This is a genomic window from Mesorhizobium sp. WSM1386 (assembly GCF_055901595.1).
The window spans coordinates 1,918,252-1,939,155 of sequence record NZ_CM148373.1; the positions used below are offsets into that span (position 1 = coordinate 1,918,252).

Annotated in this window: 17 protein-coding genes; 5 read left to right on the top strand and 12 right to left on the bottom strand. The window is 63.9% G+C overall.

Annotated elements, in window-relative coordinates; genetic code table 11:
* Positions 1 to 67: 67 nt before the first annotated feature.
* The 6 genes from AC0NIH_RS09415 to AC0NIH_RS09440 form a co-directional block, all read right to left on the bottom strand.
* On the bottom strand, positions 68 to 1,312 hold the full coding sequence (locus AC0NIH_RS09415) for an NAD(P)/FAD-dependent oxidoreductase (protein WP_473465005.1): 1,245 nt from the start codon (positions 1,310 to 1,312) through the stop codon (positions 68 to 70).
* Positions 1,313 to 1,365: 53 nt separating this feature from the next.
* Positions 1,366 to 2,430: a ferrochelatase gene (gene hemH / locus AC0NIH_RS09420; RefSeq protein WP_473465007.1), complete on the bottom strand. Its 1,065-nt coding sequence runs from the start codon at positions 2,428 to 2,430 to the stop codon at positions 1,366 to 1,368.
* A 136-nt stretch (positions 2,431 to 2,566) separates the two neighbouring features.
* Positions 2,567 to 4,612, bottom strand: a complete 2,046-nt coding sequence (locus AC0NIH_RS09425; protein WP_473465009.1) for a 5'-nucleotidase C-terminal domain-containing protein — start codon at positions 4,610 to 4,612, stop codon at positions 2,567 to 2,569.
* A gap of 226 nt (positions 4,613 to 4,838) precedes the next feature.
* On the bottom strand, positions 4,839 to 5,216 hold the full coding sequence (omp10, locus tag AC0NIH_RS09430; RefSeq protein ID WP_023765806.1) for an outer membrane lipoprotein Omp10: 378 nt from the start codon (positions 5,214 to 5,216) through the stop codon (positions 4,839 to 4,841).
* A gap of 175 nt (positions 5,217 to 5,391) precedes the next feature.
* Complete coding sequence (locus AC0NIH_RS09435; protein WP_013893143.1) at positions 5,392 to 6,837, bottom strand: homospermidine synthase; 1,446 nt, start codon at positions 6,835 to 6,837, stop codon at positions 5,392 to 5,394.
* Between the two features lie 183 nt (positions 6,838 to 7,020).
* Positions 7,021 to 7,767: an SDR family NAD(P)-dependent oxidoreductase gene (locus AC0NIH_RS09440; protein WP_013893144.1), complete on the bottom strand. Its 747-nt coding sequence runs from the start codon at positions 7,765 to 7,767 to the stop codon at positions 7,021 to 7,023.
* 108 nt (positions 7,768 to 7,875) lie between these two features.
* Here AC0NIH_RS09440 and AC0NIH_RS09445 point away from each other — a divergent pair, with 108 nt between their 5' ends.
* Positions 7,876 to 8,754, top strand: a complete 879-nt coding sequence (locus AC0NIH_RS09445; protein WP_473465012.1) for a LysR family transcriptional regulator — start codon at positions 7,876 to 7,878, stop codon at positions 8,752 to 8,754.
* A gap of 6 nt (positions 8,755 to 8,760) precedes the next feature.
* Here the strand turns inward: AC0NIH_RS09445 and AC0NIH_RS09450 are convergent, their stop codons facing one another.
* The 5 genes from AC0NIH_RS09450 to AC0NIH_RS09470 form a co-directional block, all read right to left on the bottom strand.
* Positions 8,761 to 9,687 (bottom strand): heme-dependent oxidative N-demethylase family protein, encoded by a 927-nt coding sequence (locus tag AC0NIH_RS09450; protein WP_473465014.1) that lies wholly within the window; start codon positions 9,685 to 9,687, stop codon positions 8,761 to 8,763.
* A 3-nt stretch (positions 9,688 to 9,690) separates the two neighbouring features.
* Positions 9,691 to 10,353: an aminotransferase class IV family protein gene (locus AC0NIH_RS09455; protein WP_473465017.1), complete on the bottom strand. Its 663-nt coding sequence runs from the start codon at positions 10,351 to 10,353 to the stop codon at positions 9,691 to 9,693.
* Positions 10,302 to 11,444, bottom strand: a complete 1,143-nt coding sequence (locus tag AC0NIH_RS09460) for an aminodeoxychorismate synthase component I (RefSeq protein WP_473465019.1) — start codon at positions 11,442 to 11,444, stop codon at positions 10,302 to 10,304. The genes AC0NIH_RS09455 and AC0NIH_RS09460 overlap by 52 nt, the downstream gene beginning before the upstream one ends.
* Positions 11,445 to 11,646: 202 nt before the next feature.
* Entirely contained in the window at positions 11,647 to 12,393 is a 747-nt protein-coding gene (locus AC0NIH_RS09465) for a proton-conducting membrane transporter (protein WP_473465021.1), read from the bottom strand.
* 358 nt (positions 12,394 to 12,751) lie between these two features.
* Entirely contained in the window at positions 12,752 to 14,590 is a 1,839-nt protein-coding gene (locus tag AC0NIH_RS09470; RefSeq protein ID WP_473465023.1) for a M3 family oligoendopeptidase, read from the bottom strand.
* Positions 14,591 to 14,761: 171 nt separating this feature from the next.
* Between AC0NIH_RS09470 and AC0NIH_RS09475 the strand changes: the two genes are divergently transcribed.
* The 3 genes from AC0NIH_RS09475 to AC0NIH_RS09485 all read left to right on the top strand — a co-directional run bounded on the left by AC0NIH_RS09475 (position 14,762) and on the right by AC0NIH_RS09485 (position 18,961).
* The gene (locus tag AC0NIH_RS09475; RefSeq protein ID WP_473465025.1) at positions 14,762 to 16,306 is read left to right on the top strand and encodes a sigma-54-dependent transcriptional regulator; all 1,545 of its coding nucleotides are present in this window, start codon (positions 14,762 to 14,764) and stop codon (positions 16,304 to 16,306) included.
* Positions 16,307 to 16,686: 380 nt separating this feature from the next.
* On the top strand, positions 16,687 to 18,588 hold the full coding sequence (gene mepK, locus AC0NIH_RS09480; RefSeq protein ID WP_473465028.1) for a peptidoglycan L,D-endopeptidase MepK: 1,902 nt from the start codon (positions 16,687 to 16,689) through the stop codon (positions 18,586 to 18,588).
* A gap of 196 nt (positions 18,589 to 18,784) precedes the next feature.
* Positions 18,785 to 18,961 (top strand): hypothetical protein, encoded by a 177-nt coding sequence (locus AC0NIH_RS09485; RefSeq protein WP_013893153.1) that lies wholly within the window; start codon positions 18,785 to 18,787, stop codon positions 18,959 to 18,961.
* 163 nt (positions 18,962 to 19,124) lie between these two features.
* Here AC0NIH_RS09485 and AC0NIH_RS09490 read toward each other — a convergent pair whose 3' ends face one another.
* On the bottom strand, positions 19,125 to 20,018 hold the full coding sequence (locus AC0NIH_RS09490) for an AraC family transcriptional regulator (protein ID WP_473465030.1): 894 nt from the start codon (positions 20,016 to 20,018) through the stop codon (positions 19,125 to 19,127).
* A gap of 131 nt (positions 20,019 to 20,149) precedes the next feature.
* On the opposite strand from AC0NIH_RS09490, the gene AC0NIH_RS09495 reads away from it, so the two are divergent.
* Complete coding sequence (locus AC0NIH_RS09495) at positions 20,150 to 20,899, top strand: SDR family oxidoreductase (RefSeq protein WP_473465033.1); 750 nt, start codon at positions 20,150 to 20,152, stop codon at positions 20,897 to 20,899.
* The last annotated feature ends 5 nt before the right edge of the window (positions 20,900 to 20,904 follow it).

A 20,904-nucleotide genomic window follows, 5' to 3' on the forward strand; every position in this document is an offset into this window, starting at 1 on the left:
GTCGCGCGAGCCATTCCCGCGCAGCCAGCTTCAGCAAAGACTTAAGTGTGTTTCAGCAACGTTACAATCAGGTGATGAGGGATTGTTTGTGGGTCTGCAGCTGGCGGTTGAAGGCAAACAGGCCTGCATCCGTGTCGTCGAAGCCGCCGATGGAGGCTGAGACGATCTCCGAGGCAATCCGCGAGAAGGTGATGCCGTTGCCGCCGTAGCCCATCACGGCATGGATGCGCGGGTGCCTCGGAATGGCGCCGATATAGGGCAGGCCGGTGGTCGTGGTGCCGAAGGAACCGGTCCAGGCAAATTCAGGCCTGACGTCGAGACGTGGAAACAGCCGGCTAAGTTTTGCGGCGATGCGCGCGCTCTTGCCGGCGATCAGTTCGTCGCGGCGTGCCTCGTCGATGAAGTCCTCGTCCTCGCCGCCGCAGATGACCCTGCCGTCGGCTGTCGCCCTGGCGTAGAGATAGGGCTCGGATGCTTCCCAGATGAAAGCTGCCTGCGGCCAGAGCTTTCGCGGCTGCGGGCGTGTCGCTATAGCCCAGGTCGAGATGATCCGGTGAGCGGCCGCCGGCACGATGTCGACCAGTTCATAGCCGGTGGCCAGAACAACATGCCGCGCCGTGATCGTCGGGCCACCCTTGGTCGCCACGACCACCGCGTCGGCACTGTCCTCGATCCTTGTTGCCTCGACGGGGGCGTGGAAACATGCCTTGCGCTCCAACGCCTTCAACAGCAGCCCGGCGGTCAGCTTGCGCGGGTCGAGCGCGATATTGCCGTGGCTGAGGATGGCGCCGTTGCGGTCGATGCCGTATCGTTCGGCCAGCGGCTGCGGAGCGAGATAGGTTGCGGCGATACCCGCTTGCCGGCGGGCTTCGGTTTCGTCCCGCAGTTCCGAACGGCTGAGCATGGTGCCGGCCAGATAGAGCGATTGGGTACGGCTCAGGCGGCAGTCGATGGCCAGATCTTCGATACGACCGGCCAGACTGGAAATGGCGAGCCGCGAGCGTCTCCAGGCCTGCTGCGCTTTGGATTCTCCGATCATCTTGATCAACACTGAAAGCGGCTGGTCGAGCTCGAATTCGACCAGCGCCGTGGTCGCCGCGGTCGAGCCTTTCACCGGCCCGCGCCGGTCGATGCAGATCACGGAATGGCCGTCCGCCGTCAGTACTTCGGCCATCATGGCGCCGCTGATGCCCATGCCGACGATCAGCACATCGACCTTGGCGTCACGGGTCAGCGCGGTCGTCGGCACCGCGGGCGCCCGATAGGCGGACCAGACGGGCCGGCCAGTTCTGAGGTCGAGTTGGCGGGGCATCGAACGCTCCGGAAGGTGCGCCTCAACGCCCCGGAGTGGCCGTTGTTCCGGCGTCAGGCCCAGCCGGAGAGTTCGCGCCGCACCAGCGCCTCGATCACCGCCATGCCCTCGGCGCTGTCGTTGAGACAAGGGATGTGGGCGAAGTTCTTGCCGCCGGCATGATGGAAGGTTTCGGCGGCCTCGCGACCAATCTCGTCCAGCGTCTCGATGCAGTCGACGGAAAAGCCGGGATTGACGATGGCGATCGACTTCACACCGTCCTTGCCCAGTTTCTCCACCGTCTTGTCGGTATAGGGCTGCAGCCATTCCTGCGCGCCGAAGCGCGACTGGAAGGTGATGATCAGTTTCTTGTCATCCCAGCCGAGCCGTTCGCGCAGCAGGCGTGTCGTCTTCTGGCAGTGGCAATGATAGGGATCGCCCTTCTCGAAATAGGGCTTCGGGATGCCGTGATAGGAGGTGATGACAACCTCGGGTGTGAAATCGAGCGTCGCCAGATGCTGTTCGATCGAACGCGCCAGCGCCTCGATGTAGACCGGCTCGTCATGGTAGGACGGCACGCTGCGCACCGCAGGCGCGCGACGCATCTTCATCAAGGCGCGAAACAGTTGGTCATTGGCGGTCGCGGTGGTGGTCGCCGAATATTGCGGATAGAGCGGGAATGAAAGAATGCGATCGCAGCCTTGCGCGACCAGCCTCTCTACGACGCTAGCCGTCGACGGATTTCCGTAACGCATCGCCCAATCGACCACGACATTGGGCAGGTCGCGCAATGCCTCGGCCAGTTTCTCGCTCTGAGCGCGCGTATAGGTGCGTAGCGGCGACTCGTTCTTCTCCCGGTTCCAGATCCTGGCGTAGTTGGCGCCCGACTTCTTCGGCCGCATGGTGAGCACCAGGCCATAGAGGATCGGATACCAGATCGCCTTGTTGAGCTCGATGACACGCGGATCGGACAGGAATTCCCTGAGATAGCGCCACATTGGCTTGAAATCGGTACCGTCCGGCGTGCCGAGATTGATCAGTACGACGCCCACCTTGCCCGCCTTGACCGGCAGGTGGCCGGCAGGCAGCGGGCCGATGGCTTTAGCGGCCTTGGCATCGACGGAGGTGGAAAGCGACATAAGGGTTCTCCAGGAGACGCGAACCTAACCATCTTGCGCGCGCTTTCAATGCAGCGTCTGGCCGCACCTTAGCCTGAAAACACAAAACCCGCCCGGTTTCCCAGGCAGGCTTGGTGCTGGAAGAGGTAAAGTGAGGCTACTTCGCTGGAATGGTCAGCGATGCGCCGGGCATAAGCCGGTGCGGCTTCTGACCCTTGTTGGCATCATAGATGAGCTTCCACTTGGTCGCGTCGCCATAAGCCTTCTTTGCCAGGTCCCAGTAGGTGTCGCCGGCAACGATCACATGATTGTCCGTAGCCGGCGCGGCCTCGGCGGGTTTTGCCGGCTCGGCGGGCGCGGGGGCTGCCGGGGCGGGTGCTGCCGGTGCAGGAGCCGTCTCGGCCGGCTTTGCCGGCTCGGCAGGTGCAGCCTCTGTCGACATGGCCGGCGGCTTGTTGGCGATATCGCCGGAGTTGGCGGGCAGTTCAGGCATTGCCGGTGCCGCGTCCGCGGGCTTCGCCGGTTCAGCCGGCTTGGCGGCTTCGGCCGGCGCTGGCTTCGCCGGTTCGGCGGGCTTTGCCGCTGCGACGGTCGCGGCAATCTCGGTGATGCGGCCGTCGAGCTTGGGCGTGTAGGGCCGATGCGCGCCGAGATAGTCGGCAACCACCTGTTCGAGGCCGGGGCCGTAGTCGTAGGCCTTCTTGGCCTTTTCGGCGAAGACCTTGTAGCCGTCGCCACCCTGCCGGACATAATTGTTGGTGGCGACCAGATAGTCCTTGTCGGGATTGATCGGCGCCCAGGCGCCGTTCTCCATCACTTCGACCGACTTGACCCGGCCGGCATTGGGCGCGACCGACTTGTCGAAGGAATATTTCAGGCCGGCGACCTGCGGGAAGCGGCCGGCGCCGTCCTCGATCTGGCTGAGGCCGCTTTCGAGGCCGGCGACCAGGTCCTTGCCGGAGATCTGGAAGGTCGCCAGCGTGTTCTGGAACGGCAGCACCGTCAGCACCTCACCCATGGTGACGGTGCCCTTGTCGATCGAGGCACGCAGGCCGCCGCCATTGGAGATGACGATCTCGACGCCCTGTCCCTTAACGCGGTCGAGGATGGCGTCGGAAACGAGGTTGCCCATCGCGCATTCATGGACGCGGCAGCTCTCACGGCTGCCGTCGATGACGTCGGTGGTCTCGGCGACTTCCTTGTTCTTCAAGGCTTCGATCGGCGCGCCAAGCTCCTTGATGCGGGCGAGCACGGCAGGATCAGGCGTGATCGACTTGTCGAGAGAGATCGGATCGCCGCTCGCCGATTTGACGACGCCATTGTCATCGAACACGACCTTGAACTCGCCGAGATATTTCGAATAGGACGCCGCCTGCACGACCGGCACCTTATAGCCGTCGGGATTGTCGGCCATCGTCGGATAGGGGCCTGCCGCCTTCGGATCGGTATTCGACAAAAGCGTATGGCTGTGGCCGCCGACGACCACGTCGATGCCCGGGATCTTGGCGATGACGTCGCGCTCCCGGTTGTAGCCGATATGGGTCACGGCGATGATCTTGTTGACGCCTTGCGCCTTGAGCTTCTCGACCTCAGCGGTGATCGACTTGACGTCGTCCGCGATGGCGATGTTGGGGCCGGGGGAGGCGAGTTCGGGCGTGTCGTTGGTGACGGCGCCGACAATGCCGATCTTCTGGCCGCCGACCTCCACGACGATCGACGGCTTGATCTTGCCCGCCGCGCCGGACTTGTCGTTGGGCACGACATTGGCACTGACGACCGGAAACTTCGCCTTGTCGAGATAAGGCACCAGCGCGCTCTCGCCGTCGTCGAATTCGTGGTTGCCGAGCGTCACAGCGTCGGGTTTTATCTGATTGAGGAATTCCTCTTCCACGGCGCCCTTGTAGGTGGTGTAGAACAGCGATCCTTGGAAGCTGTCACCTGCATTGAGCAGCAGTACGTTCTGGCCTTCGAGCTTCTTGCGTTCCTGGGCGATCGCGGTGACCAGCCGGCCGGCGCCGCCAATGCATTCGCCCTTGGTCTCCTCATCGGCCGAACAGGTCGATTCGTATTTGTTGTTGCCTTCGATGCGGCTGTGCCAATCGTTGAAATGCAAAATGTTCAGTGTGTAGTCGGCAAAGGATGCGCCGGCCGACAGGCCGAGCGTCGATACGGAAAGGGCGGCAATGGCGGCAAGCTTCTTCATCTTCGTCTCCCGGCAGGCTGATCAGAGGCGTTTAACACCCTTGCTTGACTGGGACATAACAGCCAGCATTTTGACCATGTTCCCATCGCGTTTCGGCAGACGCAAGCGGAAATGCCGGCTGTATTTTCCGGCGAAAACCCCGGGGTGTTTTCTGGTGCAAAAAAAGGGACCGCGGTCTGTTGACCGCCGTCCCTCGTGAGGCGCTATGAGGCGAACCCCTGCTCGTTCAGGTGCGTCGCGTCAGCACGAAGTTCTGGCCGGACGAACTGGTGCAGTTCAGCTGGCTGGTCGACACCAGCAGGCAGTTGAAGCTGACACCGGTCTGGCGGATCAGCGATGTGCCGTTGATCTGCACCGACGTGGCGCCGGTCATCGTGTAGCTGCCATCCGCCAGCTTCTGGCCGGTGTCGGTGGCCACCGTCGCGAATTTCCCGGCGGTGAAGGTCGACAGGCCGGTGCCCTTGGCGTCGATCCAGGAGCCTTCGACGCCTTTCGGCGAGGCTGCCATCGGCGGCTCGCCGGGACCGCTGGTGGCACAGGCAGCAAGCATCGAGGCCACGGCACCCGCCATGCCCATCGAAAGAAATTTGCGCGCAATAGTCATATGAAATCCTCTCCAAACGCATCGGCCCAAAAATCGGCTTCGATTTTGGAAAGCACGATGCGAACGCCCAAAGTGCTAGAGTGTGCCTTGTGCGCCCAACGGGACGCACAAGGCTGTCTAGGCCGCATCCCTTCAATCGCCCGATTTCCGGGCGATTGCAAGGTAATGGGGCATGCTATCGGACGAGGATGTTGCGGAATTGCCACGGGTCGCTGCGGTCGAGATCCTCCGGGAACAGGCCCGGGCGCCTGTCGAGCGGTGTCCAGTCGGTGTAGTAACCCTTGACCGGCCCGAGATAGGGCGACTGCACGTCGAGGCAGCGCCTGTAGTCCATTTCGTCGGCCTCGACGATGCCGGCGTCCGGATTTTCGAGAGCCCAGACCATGCCGGCGAGAACCGCCGAGGTGACCTGCATGCCGGTGGCGTTCTGATAGGGCGCCAGCTTGCGCGCCTCGGCCAGCGAAAGCTGCGAGCCGTACCAGTAGGCATTCTTGTCATGGCCGTAAAGCAGGACGCCGAGCTCGTCGACGCCGTCGACCAGTTCGTTCTCGTCGAGCACGTGGTGCACCGGCTGCGGCTTGCCGGCAGCGCCGAACATCTCGTCCAGCGACAGCATCGCATCGTTGCAGGGATGGTAGGCATAGTGGCAGGTCGGGCGGTACTGGACCTTGCCCTTCTTGGAACGCACGGTGAAGAAATCGGCGATCGAGATCGCCTCGTTGTGTGTCACCAGCAGGCCGTACTGGGCGCCCGGCGTCGGGCACCATGAGCGCACGCGCGTGTTGGCGCCCGGCTGCTCCAGATAGATCGCGGCCTTGGAGCCATGCTTGTGCTTCTTGCCGTTCTTCGGCATCCATTTTTCGTGCGTGCCCCAGCCAAGTTCGGCCGGCTGCAAGCCTTCGGAGATGAAGCCCTCGACCGACCAGGTGTTCCAGAACACATCCATCGGCTTCGGCTTCTTGGTGCGCTGCGTGTCGCGCTCGGCGATGTGGATGCCCTTGACGCCGGCCTTCTTCATCAGCTTGGCCCAGCCCTCGCGGTCTTCCTGCGCGGGCTCCGAGAATTCCAGGCCAAGATCGGTGGCGAGATTGACCAGCGCCTGCTTGACGAACCACGAGACCATGCCGGGATTGGCACCGCAGGTGGAGACCGCCGTGGCGCCGCCGGGCTTGTCGTGCTTTTCCTTGATCAGGGCTTCGCGCAGCGCATAGTTGGTGCGGCTGGCATTGTCGGCCTTGGCGTCGAAATAGAACCCGAGCCAGGGCTCGACGACAGTGTCGATGTAGAGCACGCCGAGCTTGCGGCAGAGCCGCATCAGGTCGACCGAGCCGGTATCGACCGACAGGTTGACGCAAAAGCCCTGGCCGCCGCCATTGGTCAGCAGCGGGGTCAGGAGCTTCTTGTAATTCTTCTCGGTCACCGCTTCCTGGACGAAGGCGATGCCGCGCTCGTCGAGCAGCTTGCGGTCGGTGTCGCGCGGGTCGAGGACCGTCATGCGCGACTTGTCGAACTTGAAATGGCGCTCGATCAGCGGCAGCGTTCCCCGTCCGATCGAGCCAAAGCCGATCATCACCACAGGGCCGGTGATCTCACCGTAAACGGGCCAGTTTTCAGTCGCCATTTATCGAGCACTCCTCAAAAAACACTCCAGAACAGCCGCTTGGCCGCGGCGCGACAAACCATAGATCATTGTCACAATAAAGGGAAAAGCGGCGAAACGCTTGGGAGCGCCGCCGTGGAGGTTCTCGGCGATGCCACCGGGAGGCCATGGCCTGCCGGTGGCGGATGTTGAGCCGGCGTCGTATCAGCGAGCGCCGCCGGACGCGTTGATGCGTTCGCCGGTCAGCCACGCCGCCTCGTCCGAGGCGAGGAAGGCCACGGTCGGGGCGATGTCGTCCGGCTTGCCGAAGCGCTGGCCAAGGGGGACGCCAGCGATCAGCATATTGCCGAAATCGGTGCCAACCATGCCTTCGGTCATTTCTGTATGGGTATAGCCGGGCGCCACGATGTTGACACGGATGTTGCGGGCTCCGAGTTCTCTCGACAGGCTAAGCGTCAGCGTATCGATCGCCGCTTTGCTGGCGGAATAGAGGCTGGTGTTTGGCACTGGGTTCCAGCTCGAGATCGTGCCGATGTTGACGATGCTGCCGCCGGTCTCGGGGAAGTGACGCATGGCCGCCTTCGTGGTCAGGATCGTGCCCAGTACGTTGGTGTCGAAGAGCCGCCGATAATCCGCCTCACTGGCTTCCTCGAAAGTGCCGAAGCTGGCGGTCGCGGCATTGTTGATCAGAATGCTTGGCTTGCCAAATGCGATCTCGGCGGCCTCGAACATCTTCTCCACTTCGGCGGCATCGGCCACGTCGCCCCGGACCGCAGTAGCCTTGCCACCGGCGGCGACGATCTCCTTGACCGTGCGTTCCGCAGCCTCACGGCTGGAGGCGTAGTTGACGATGACGGCGGCGCCTTCCGCCGCCAGTCGTTTGGCGATGCCCGCACCGATGCCTCGCGCGGCACCGGTGACGATGGCGACCTTGTTGTTGAGCTTGCCCATTTTGGTTCTCCGAATGGCTGGATGGATTTGACAACCGCCCAATTGGCCATTCCTGAGTGGGTCAGGTAGAGTGAACAAAAACATATTACTAATTCCAAGGTGGAATAGATGGACAGGCTCATGGTGATGAACACCTTTATAAGGGTCATCGAAACCGGCTCGTTCTCGGCGGCTGCGCGGCATTTGCGCGTCGGGCAGCCAGCCGTCTCGAAGGCCATCGCTCAGCTCGAGGAGCGGCTCGGCGTTCGCCTGCTGTCGCGCACCACCCGAGGTCTCTCGCCGACCGATGCGGGCCTAAGCTTCTATGAAGGCGCGAAGCGCGCGGTCGACGAGGCCGACGAAGCAGAGAACGCGGCCCGTGGCACTGCGGCGGCGCTTACCGGGTTGCTGCGCATCGGTACGTCGGTAACCTTCGGCCGCCTGCATGTCGTGCCGAGGCTGAAAGCGTTCCTGGAAGCTCATCCGAGGCTCGACGTCGAGGTGGCGATGGACGACAGGAACGTCGACCTCGTCGAGGAAGGGGTAGATGTCATGCTGCGTCTGGGTGAAAGCTTCGCCCCTGCTCATATCGGGCGCAAGATCGCCACCTGTCGTCGTCTCGTAGTGGCAGCACCCTCGTACCTAGCACGCGAGGGCGAACCCATCGCGCCGGATGAGCTGTCGCGGCACGAGGCGATCCTTTTCGTCCGAGCAGGCACTTCCAATCGCTGGACGTTCCGGCGAGGCGCCGAAGAGATTTCGCTTGCCGGCCAAGGGCGGCTGCGCGTGACTTCCGCCGAAGGGATACGTGAGGCAGTACTTGCCGGCATCGGCTTCACGGTCGGCTCCGAATGGATGTTCGACGCAGAACTGCGCAGCGGTGCGGTGCGGCCGATCCTGGTCGACTGGGTGCTGCCGCCTGTTGAATTGTGGGCGCTGTTTCCGGCCGGACGCAAGGCCAGCGTCAGGGCAAGGACATTCGTTGATTTCGTGGCGGGCAGCCTGTAGGCGGCTTCAGCCGGCCATCGTCTTCAGTCGTTCGACCAGCCGGTCGCGGTCCGATGTCAGGCCCTTGTAGTCGAGCTGAGCAAGGTCGAGCGCGTCGAGTTGGGCGGCGAAGGACAGCGCCAGCGTCGCCCGGTTCGGATGCCGTGCCAGCACGGCGAGCGGGTCGAGATGGATGCGGATGGTGAACAGGATATCGCCGGACGCGGGAAGCTTGCGCAGCGTCTGCCGCTCGACACGGATGAAGGCGTGCGCCTTGACGTCACCGTCGGGGAAGCGTGTCGGCCGGTTTGTGGCGCGGTCCATGCGCTCGATATTGGACAGCGGATGGTACAGCGCATCGCCCGACTGGATCGACCAGTTGTAACGCTCGACCGCCTGGCCCTGGAGACCGTCGAACATGCGGTTGATGAGTTCGGCAGGCCGGGTACCGGGACCAAAACCCGGCACCGGGGCATGAATCTGCTGCAGCGGCTTGCCGAACTTCTCCTGGAGCGACCAGGATGAGGGGAAGCACAGCGAACCCGCGGCGAGCCGCCAGCCGCTGTCGTCGCGGCGCATCAGGATCAGGTCCTCCTGCACCAGCAGCGAGGCCGCGACCAGCGGTGCGTCGGCGAGACCCGAAGGGACGGCAGGGTGGCTCGCGGCGTCCATCACCTCGATGCCCATATCGGTGCGGCGATGGGTGCGCGGAAATCTCCCAGGCAGATACGCGCCGAGCAATTCGAGCACTTCCTGCTGTGCATCCCGCGTGCCCTCCTCCTCCTCGACGAAAACCCGCTCCGGGATTTCGGCATAGAGCCGACGCTTCTCGGCGAGGTAGGGCAGAAGATGGCCGTCGACCTCGATCCAATCCGCCGGATCGAGCGGCTTCAGCCCGATGGTGAAGAGTTTCGACGAGCCGTCATAGGGCGTATGGGTGGGCAAGGAGGTCATGGTTCAGATCAATTTTGCCGGGATCAGTCCGCGCAGCGAATTGCCGACGAACAACGCCTTGGCGGATTTCAACTCGTCCAAGCTGTAGATCGCTTCCCGGGCGCGGCCTTCGTCCAGAAGCTCAGCGCGCAATACGCCAGGCAGCAAGCCGCAGTCGAGTCGGGGCGTTGCCAGCACGCCGTCGCCGAAATCGGCGAAGACATTGGTGATCGTGCCTTCGCAGATTTCGCCACGCTCATTGGCCAGGAGCACTTCGTCGGCCTGGGTGACGAGATATTCGGAGCGGGCATGCGTGTAGAGCTGTCGCCGGCTGGTCTTGTGGCGCAGCAGCATATTGCCTGAATCGAGCTTTGTCCGCGCCAACCGCAGCACCCAGACCTTGTCGGCGGCGAGCGGTTCATAAGGTTGCGCGGAGGCGCTCGCCTCGCCACGGCGCGACAGTGCGAGCCGCGTGCGCATGGCGATGGGGGAGCCGCCGACCGCGCTGCTCAGGGCCTCGCCGATCCTGTCCGGATCATGGCTGAAGCCCAGTTCCGCCGCCGAGCCATAGAGGCGCGCAAGGTGGCGATCGAAGCGCAGGAAACCGCTGTCCGGCTGCCACCGCATGGTCTCGATCAGCTCGAAATCGGTGGCGTCCCCGTCGCGAAGCGGGCCTTGAGCAGACACTCCTGATACTCCTCTTGCGCCGTCGAATCGAAGACGATGCCGCCACCGACATTGTAGACGGCCTCGCCGCTGGAAAAGAGCGATATGGTGCGGATCGCCACCGAAAAGCGCATGGTGCCGCCGGGTGCGATCCAGCCGATGGCGCCGCAATAGACGTCGCGGGGCGTGCTTTCCAGAGCGTGCAGGATTTCCATGGCGCGGATCTTCGGCGCGCCGGTGATCGACCCGCAGGGAAACAGCGCCGCGAAGATCTGGCGGATCGAGAGCCCGGGCAGCAGTTTCGCCCTGACGTCGCTCACCATCTGGTGGACGGTCGGATAGCTCTCGATGCGGAAGAGCGCCGGCACGTCCAGCGTGCCGACCTCGCTGATCAGCGAGATGTCGTTGCGCAGGAGGTCGACGATCATCCGGTTCTCGGCTTGGTTCTTCTCGTCGTTGCGCAGGAAGTTTTTCTGCCGTTCGTCCTCGGCTTTGGTCGCGCCGCGCGGTGCGGTGCCCTTCATCGGATGCGTCTCGATCATACCGCCGGCGTCGATCTCGAAGAACAGTTCGGGCGAGCGCGACAGCACTACGGGGTCACCGAGCGCGACCAGTGCGCCATACTTCACCGGTTGGCGTTCGGTCAGCGCATCGAAGGCGGCAAGCGGGTCGCCCGACCATTGCGCCCGCACCGGAAAGGTCAGATTGCCCTGGTAGCAATCACCTTGCCTGATGTGCTGGTGCAGCCGTGCGAAGCGCTTCTCGTAATCCTCGAACGACCATGCCGCCATTGCATCGAAGATCGGGCCGTTGGTCGGCGCGGCGCGCTGAGGCACCGCTTCTTCGACCGGGGCATCGAAAACGCCGAGGCAGACCAGCGGCGCTCGGCGTCCGCTTGGCAGCAAGGGAACCAGCTTCGGCTCGAGCAGGTAACCCGCTTCGTAGGAGAAATAGCCGGCCAGCCACTTGCCGGCATCGTGCGCGGCCTGCGCGGCCTCCAGCGCCGGCCGGAAGTCCTTTGCCGCATGCGCCACGATGATATCGGCCGGCCGGTCGAAAACGAGCTGGCGCGCGCTTTCGTCGTTGCGGAAAATGGCGGCGGGCAGGGACATGGGACTCGGGTGCTGCGGTCAATGAAGCCGTTGACCGCTCTATATGGGGGGCCGTTCGCGCGCAATCGAGGGAACGGCACGCTGCCACTCAAAGCCGACCTCTGTTGGGCCGACCTCTGCCGGGCCGACCTCTGCCGGCTCTGTCCGCTCAAAACAAACCGGCGGCGTCTTGGCGCCGCCGGTTAATCGCTGTGTCTATCGCTCAGGTGTTGCTGGCGGTTCCGGCTGTCGGGAACTGCTTGGCGAATTCCTTTTCGTTGCCGGCGGCGAGCAGCTTGGCCTGCTCGATCCAGCGTTCGCGCGCGATGCGGCCGTCGAAGTTCATCACGTCCTCGATACGCTTGATGTCGGCGGCGGTCCAGGCGGCGATCTGGGCGAAGGAAGTCACGCCTTGCGCCTTGAGGAGTTTCTCGTTGACTGGGCCGATACCGATCAGCCGGCGCAGATTGTCGGGTTTGCCGGAGGCGGCCTTGGCCGCCGGCGGCGCGGCCTTCTTCGCTGCTGAGGCCTTGGGAGCGGCCGCGCTCTTGGTTGCCGAGCCGGCGGCCGCGGATTTGCTCGCAGCGGGTTTGGCTGGTGCCTTGGCCGCCGCCGGCTTTGCCGCGGCCGGTTTGGCTGGCGCGGCCTTGGCCGCTGCCGGAGTGGATTTGGCCGCGGCCGGCGTCGACATCAGGGCGGCCGACGGTTGACTTGCGGCCTTTGCGGCGCCGGCTCCGGCGGAAGCCTGCGCGTCGCGCAGCTGGCGCTCGAGATCCCAGCGGGTCTTGCCGCAGGCATTCAGTTCACCCGTCAGGCGGTCGCTGTCGGCACGCAGCCTGTCGCGCTCGCTGCGGGTGCGGTCGAGATCGCCGCGCAAGCTGTCGAGCTCACCACGCAGACGTCCCCAGATGAACCAGCCAACCAACACACCCACAAGGAACGCCAGGAGCATGTAGAAAAAAGTGCCCATTGTCTCTCTCCAGTCAGATCCGTCTGCCGCGGTATGGATTCATGACCTTCGGCGAAGGACTACTTGATGGTGATTCCGCGGCGCGGAACAGCCGGCTTCGGTCGAGCTGTCGGCGATCGGCTTGCTGCCATGCCAACGGCCGTTGTCGCGTTCGCAGGAGCGCCACGGTCGGCCGAGATTTTTCCTCGCCGATCCGCGTACGCTCCGGCTGAGCTTGGAGCGAAGGCTACCATAGGGCTTGCGGAAAGCTATCGGAAAACTTGCCGCCGAGAGTTGTTGAAGAACAGATATTTAGCCAGGAATGGTGCTGGCCCAACATGCATTCCGGCTAAACTGTTCCGTGCCGGCGCGAGACGTCTCAACCGTCGAGCGCTTCCAGTTCGTCGATGAGACCGCCGATCACGCCGAGCCCGATCTGCCAGAAGGCCGGATCGGTGGCATCGAGACCGAACGGCGCAAGAAGCTCGGAGTGATGCTTGGTGCCGCCGGCGCGCAGCATCTCGAAATACTTGTCCTGGAAGCCGCGCTCGGCGTTCTGGTAGACCGCATAGAGCGAGTTCACCAGGCAGTCGCCGAAAGCATAGGCATAGACGTAGAAGGGCGAATGGATGAAGTGCGGGATGTAAGTCCAGAACACTTCATAACCCTCGCGCAATTTGATCGCGGGTCCGAGGCTTTCCGCCTGCACCTCGAGCCAGAACTGGCCAAGCCTGTCGGATGTCAGTTCGCCGTTGCGGCGCTCGGCATGCACCTTGCGCTCGAATTCGTAGAAGGCGATCTGGCGCACCACCGTGTTGATCATGTCCTCGACCTTCTGGGCGAGCATGGCCTTGCGCTCGCGCCTGTCGGTGGTCTGCTCGAGCAACGAGCGGAAGGTCAGCATCTCGCCGAAGACGGAGGCCGTCTCGGCCAGCGTCAGCGGTGTCGAGGCCATCAGCGCGCCCTGGCCGGCGGCCAGCACCTGGTGCACGCCGTGACCGAGTTCATGCGCCAGCGTCATCACGTCGCGCGGCTTGCCCATGTAGTTGAGCAGCACATAGGGGTGAGCCGACGGCACGGTCGGGTGGGCGAAGGCGCCGGGCGACTTGCCGGGGCGCACCGGGGCGTCGATCCAGTTGCGGTCGAAGAAGGTGCGTGCGATCTCGGCCATATCAGGCGAGAAGCGGTGATAGGCAGACAGCACGGTGTTCCTGGCCTCGTCCCAGCCGATCACCGCTTGCGGCGTCTCCGGCAGCGGCGCGTTGCGGTCCCAGTGGTTCATCACCTCCATGCCAAGCCACCGCGCCTTCATCTGGTAGTAGCGATGCGACAGGCGCGGATAGGCCTCGCGCACGGCGGTGGCGAGCGCATCGACCACGCTGCGCTCGACCCGGTTGGCAAGGTGGCGTGAATCGGCGATGTCCTCGAAGCCGCGCCAGCGGTCCGAGATTTCCTTGTCCTTGGCCAGCGTGTTGGTGATCAGGGTGAAGGTGCGCAAATTCTTGCGGAAGGTCGCGGCCAGCGCCTCGGAGGCCCGGCGGCGCACGTCGCTATCGGCATCCTGCAGGCGGTTGAGCGCCGGCTCCAGCGTCAGTTCCTCGCCATCGACGTCGAAGCGAAGGTCGGTCATCGTTTCGTCGAACAAGCGGTTCCAGGCGCCGCGCCCGGTGATCGACTTCTCATGGAAAAGCTGCTCGACGCGGTCCTCGAGCTGATAGGGCTTGTCCATCCTGAGGTCGAGCACCCAGGGCCGGTAGTGGCCGAAAGCGGGGTCGCCGGCCAGCGCGCGTTCGATCGCCGCGTCGTCGATCAGGTTCAGTTCGAGCGCGAAGAACAGAAGATGCGCGCTGGCATCGGTCATCTTCTCCTGGATGTCGCCATAGAGCTTGGCGCGCGCCGGGTCGGCCGTGTTGCCGGCATAGATCAAGCCGGCATACGAGACGATGCGGCCGATCAGTTCCTCCAGCGCCTCATAGGCCACCAGCGCCTCGCCCAGCCTGCCGGCGCTGCCGCGCTCGGCTTCGGCCGCCAGCGTGCCCTTCCAGCGGGCCTCGAAGGCGATCGCATCGGCAGCGGCCCTGGCGATGTCACGCTTCAGCTCCGGCGCGTCCATGCCAGGGTAAAGGTCGGCAAGGTTCCATTCCGGCAGATCGCCAAGCCCGGCCGCGCCCTGACCGGATGCTGGCGCCGCAAGCCGCCGACCAAACATCATGCGCATCGACAATACCTTCTGTAATCAACGGGTCAGAATCTGGGCTCAGGATCAAAGGGAATGGAGAAGCCGGTCAAATCCTAAGGAATTCGTTCACCGGGTTTTTTGAAACCTTATTTAGAACCCTGTGCCAAGATGATCCATGGGGATTTCGGGCGCGGGCAACTCAAGACAGTCATGACAGGTTCCATTCTCATAGTCGATGACGATCCCGTGCAGCGCCGGCTGCTCGAGGCGGCGGTGACGCGGTTCGGCCATACCGCAATCGTCACCGACGGCGGTGCCGCGGGTCTCGAAGTGCTCGACGGGCCCGGCGCCCGCGACGTCTCCGTCGTCATCCTCGACCTGATCATGCCCGGCCTCGACGGCATCGGTGTGCTGAAGGCGATGCGCGAGCGTGACATCAGCGTGCCGGTCATCGTTCAGACCGCCCAGGGCGGCATCGAAACCGTGGTTTCGGCGATGCGCCATGGCGCGTTCGATTTCGTCGTCAAGCCGGCTTCGCCCGACAGGCTGCAGGCCGCGATCGCCAATGCGCTCAAGGTCGAGGCGGTCGAGGGCGAGGTAAAGCGCACGTCGCGCAAGCGCGGCGGACTGCTGACCTTCAAGGACATGATCACGCACAGTCCGGCCATGGACAGGGTGATACGCCTTGGCCAGAAAGCGGCGGCGTCCAATATCCCGATCCTGATCGAAGGCGAATCCGGTGTCGGCAAGGAACTGGTGGCACGCGCCATCCAGGGCAGCGGCGACCGTCGATCGAAACCCTTCGTCACCGTCAATTGCGGCGCCATTCCCGACAATCTGGTCGAATCGATCCTGTTCGGCCACGAGAAGGGCTCGTTCACCGGCGCCACCGACAAGCACACCGGCAAGTTCGTCGAAGCGCATTCGGGCACGCTGTTCCTCGATGAGATCGGCGACCTGCCGCTCGACGTGCAGGTCAAGCTGCTGCGCGCCGTGCAGGACGGCGAGGTCGATCCGGTCGGCGGCCGCGCCACCGTCAGGGTCGACATCAGGCTGATTTCGGCCACGCACCGCAACCTCCTGCAGCAGGTCAAGGACGGCAAGTTCCGTGAGGATCTGTTCTATCGGCTGAACGTCTATCCGATCTTCGTGCCGCCGCTGCGCGACCGCCGCGACGACATCCCACACCTGGTCGCGCATTTCATGGAGAAGGTGGCGCCTGCCGACCCGCGCCATCGCCTTACGGGCATTTCGGCGGCGGCGCTTGCCGTGCTGCAGGCCTATGACTGGCCGGGCAACATCAGGCAATTGGAGAACGCGGTCTTCCGCGCCTCCGTGCTGTGCGAAGGCGACGTGCTGACGGTCGATGATTTCCCGCAGATCCGGGCGCAGGTGGAAGGCACCGTCAACCTCGAAACCGATGGCGATCAGGAAGCGGACGGTCTTGCGCCGCCACCGCTGGAGCCCCGCGATGAGGATGTCGTGCCCGGCGATGCCGTTCCGGCAAGTGTGCACGATCAAGCTGTCAGGACGCAGCCTCGCTTCGGCACGGTGAGGGCGCTCGACGAACGCGGCAATGTGCGGGCACTGGCCGATGTCGAACTCGAGATGATCAAGCTCGCCATCGATCACTACAACGGCCAGATGAGCGAAGTCGCCCGCCGCCTCGGCATCGGCCGCTCGACGCTTTACCGCAAGCTCAAGGAATACGGCATCGACCCGGAAACCGGGCGTATCGACCGCCTCGCCTCCTGAGCGGCGTAAGGCCGGGACCAGCTTGCCCTGTCATGGTGCAGTCCTTGCACCGTCCCGGCCGGATTATGACGGACTGAGAGCGGTGCCCGACAGGTGGCGATCACGCATTAAGGCTAATGGTAACAGATCGTGTTTCGGCCAAGGGCGGAAACGTGATCTAAACCAGCGGTTTACCAAGAAACCCTGCGAACAATTTTTGACGGGATATCGCCATGGTGTTACCGCATTTCGGCTTCAATAAGCGATGATTAACCATTAGGATCGATATTCGGATGTGAAAACGACACATCCGTTTGGGCAAATCCGGGGACAAACGGCAGCCTGCAAGGCCTTTTGATTTGAACAGAATCGAACGACTCACAAACGGGCGGCATCATCATTTGCGCGTCTGGCCGAGATGGCTGGCAGCGGTGATTGTCGCATTTGGTTTTGTTGCCGCGGCCGCCACGGGCGCCCAGGCCGAAGTTCGTTCGCTGAAGCTCTATCACCTCCACACCCACGAGAAGGCCGAGATCGTCTACAAGCGCAATGGCCGCTACATTCCCGAGGGTCTGAGGAAGATCAACATCATCCTGCGCGACTGGCGGCGCAACGAGCCGACCAAGATGGATCCGCGCCTGCTGGACCTGGTCTGGGAGGCGTATCGGGAAAGCGGCGCCACCGACTACATCCAGGTCGTCTGCGGCTACCGCTCGCCGGCGACCAACTCGATGCTGCGCAGCCGCAGCCGGGGCGTCGCCGAGAAGAGCCAGCACATGCTCGGCAAGGCGATGGACTTCTACATTCCCGGCGTGCCGCTGAAGAAGCTGCGCAACATCGGCCTCAAGATGCAGGGTGGTGGCGTCGGCTATTACCCGTCCTCCGGTTCGCCGTTCGTCCACATGGACGTTGGCAATGTACGCCATTGGCCCGGCATCAGTCGCCAGGAACTGGTCGGCCTGTTCCCCAATGGCAAGACGCTGCATGTGCCGAGCGACGGCCGGCCTCTGCCAGGCTATGAACAGGCGCTCGCTTCATACAAGGCGCGCAGGGGCTCCGGCACACCCAACATCGAACTGGCAAGCGCCGGCGGCAGCAGCAAGAAGTCCGGCGGGTTCCTCTCGGCGTTCTTTGGCGGCGGCGATGATGAAGCCGACGACAGCGCCGATGTCGAAACCGCTTCGGCCGCACCCGCGCCCAAGCCGAGAAACGTGAAGCCGCTGGCCACTGCCAAGAGTAGCAACCTGCCGGGTATCGCTATCGTCGCGCCCGAGAATGCGCAGCGCGCCGAAATTCCGCAGGTCGCCGACGAGCAGGCTCCGGAGCCGCAGACGGACACGCCGGAGACGATCATCGCGGCGCTGCCTGCCAAGGAGATTCCGCTGCCGGACTTCGCACCGCGGCCGAAGGCTGATGTCGGCGTGCAGCAGCCTGAGAATGTTCCGTTCGCCACGGCGGATGCGACGGCCACCACCGAACAGGCCGTGGCGACCGCGCAGGCGCCGGCGAACATGCCTTTCGGCAAGGCCGACCCCGCGGCGATGGCGGCTGCCGCCGCGGCCGATCCGGCGCAGGTTGCCGTCAACAACATCCCATTGCCGACCTGGCGTCCCGAACACTCGTTGCCGGCTGATCTTGCACCGCCACCCAGCAAGGATGTGCTGATGGCGCTGGCCGAGACGGCTGATCAGGACAAGTCCGCCACGGATGCGTTCTCGGTGCTGCCGACTGCCCGGCCGGCACCGGCCAAGCCGGATGCGGTCAAGGCCGTGCTCGACGAAGCCGATGCCCAGATCGCCAATGCCCAGGTTGTCAACGCCCCGGCCGCTAATGCCCCGGTCGCCAATGCACAGGTCGGCGGCGATGACGAATACCAGCTTGCCTCGCTGTCCCAGGAACCGCGCTCGGCCTTCAACGATCCGTCCGCCGTCGATGCGGCATCGCCTCGCCAGGCCGTTGCCGCCCGTCCGGCCGGTTCCGATCCGGCAGCCGCGATCGGCGCCGGCGTGAAGACGACCCGCAAGGAAGCCAGGGCCACCGCCCGCGACCAGAAGCCCGGCCCCAGGGCCGTTGTGGTTGCAGCCGCGCCTCAGGCCGCCCGCTGGGCGCTGACCAGCGGCGAGACTGTCGCCGCCGTTTCGAGCGCGACGACGGCACCGGGCTACGCCTACAATATCGTGCATACCCCGCCGAGCGAAGTCTATACGGCCGGCTTCCAATCGGGCGACCCGGTGGCCGATCCCAATCGCTTCACCGGCAACGCTGTCAAGTTCATGTCGGTCGCCCGCTTCCAGACGAAGTAACCGACCAGCCAATCGCAAAGCCGCGCTGGGCAGCCTGCGCGGCTTTTTGCTGTTCAATATTACCCATTCGATGCCTGAAAGGCTCGCCGGTCATCACCGTCGGGAGCCAGACCACGCGAGACTGAACTTCTCGTGAGATCGGAACGATGGACCCATTTCCAGATTACTATCGGCGCGTTCCAACCTGGGGATATTCATGAAGAAGATTCTACTGGCATCAGTTCTGGCACTGGCGGCAGCATCCGCTGCGATTGCTCCTTCGCAAGCCGAAACCGTGATCATCAAGAACGGCAAGCATCACTGCAGGACCAAGGTGGTCACGCATTGGGTTCATCACCATAGGGTGGTCGACAAGGTCAGGGTCTGCAATTGATCCAAGACCGATAGGATCCGGTGAATTGGCCCGGTCGGCGAGAGCCAGCCGGGCTTTTCATATGCCGGCTGACGCGGCTCTTGCACTGGTTCCGAGTTGACCTGTCGGGAAGTCACCGCGAGCTTTCGTTCCCCAAACCGTGGTCACTTCCGCGCGGCGGGCATCAGTCGATTTCCAGCGTAGCTGCTTCGCCCTTGGCCAGAAGCCGCGCGGCGTCACGCGCCGGCGGCAGTCCGAAATGGCGCGCATACTCCCGGCTGAACTGGGATGCGCTTTCATAGCCGACGGCAAAGGCGACGCGCGTGGCGTTGCCCGACTCGGCGATCAGCAGATGACGCGCCTCCAGCAGACGGACCTGCTTCTGATACTGGATCGGGCTCATCGCGGTTGCCGCCTTGAAGTGGCGGTGAAACGAAGCGTTGCTCATATGCGCGAGCTCGGCCAATTCCGTCACGTCGATAGGCTCGTTGTAGTGCGATCGTATCCAGGCGGTGGCGCGGCGAATCTGTGACAAGCGGCCGTCAGCGCGCGCGAGATGGCGAAGCTTCGCGCCTTGCGGACCCTGCAACAGGCGGAATGCGATCTCGCGTTCGAACATGGGCGCGAGCACGGGAATCTCGGCAGGCCGGTCGAGCAGCCGCAGCATGCGGCGCCATGCATCGAGCAGTTCGTCATCGGCCCGGTTGGTCACGAAGCTGTCGCCGTCGAGCGCCGGCTTGTGGTCGATGATCAGGGCGGCGATCAGCTCGATATCGAGGGCGAAGGCGACGGCTACGTAGGGACGGGCGCTGCTCGCCTCGATGAGCTGGCTGGTGGCGGGCGTCTCCACCGCATAGACGAAATAGCTGCCGGCGCCATAGCGAAGCGTGCGGTCGCCGATCAGCACCGTTTTCGTCCCCTGCAGCACGAACAGCGCCGTCGGTTGGCAAAGCTCGGGCAGCGGCGGGGTCGCAACCTCGCTGCGGCCGATGGAAACACGCGGGATGGCTGTCTTTGTGCGCCTCCCATGCGCATGGCGGCCGGCGATCGCGATCAATTCCTGCAGGGCTTCTTCCATGTCTTCAGCATTGCCGATCCATGCGGACTGCGCAACCGGTTGAGAGGATTAGGCAAGAGGACGCGAGTATCCGGCGCGCGAAACCGGCCGACGCAGGTCATTTCTAGGTTCACCGAGAAGGAGACACGGATATGACGACGAAAGTGAATGCGCTGGTCACCGGCGCCAACAAGGGTATCGGCCTCGAGACCGCTCGCCGGCTGGCGGCCATGGGGTTCAAGGTCTGGCTCGGCGCCCGCGATGCCGAGCGCGGCGAGGCCGCGGCAAAGATGTTGCGCAACAAAGGGCTCGACGTCGAATGGCTCGAACTCGACGTCGCCAGCGACGACAGCGTAAAGGCCGCGACCAAAACCTTGACGGCGCGGATATCCAGCCTTGATGCGCTGGTCAACAATGCCGGCATTGCCCCCGGCTATGTTGATGCGCTGGGGCCGGACGGCCGCTACGAACGGCCGCCGAGCCGCGAGAGTGTCGCCGACATGAAGGCCACCTATGACGTCAACGTCTTCGGTCCGGTTCGCGTCACTCAGGCATTCCTGCCGCTCCTCCTGGCATCGCCCGCCGCCCGCATCGTTATGGTCAGCAGCTATCTCGGCTCGATCGCGCGCGCCGCAGCCAACAGCCAATCGCCCAATGTCATGGGCTATGGCAGCTCGAAAACAGCGCTCAATGCCATCACCGTGGCCTTCGCCCGGGAGCTTTCGACGCTCGGTATCATGGTGAACGCTGCCGCTCCCGGCTACACCGCGACGGACCTCAATGCGCACAAGGGCGGCCGCACGGTGCAGCAGGCTGCCGGGATCATCGTGCAGTTGGCGACGCTGAAGGCCGGCGGCCCCACCGGCGGCTATTTCGATGAGAATGGTCCGTTGCCCTGGTGAGCGAT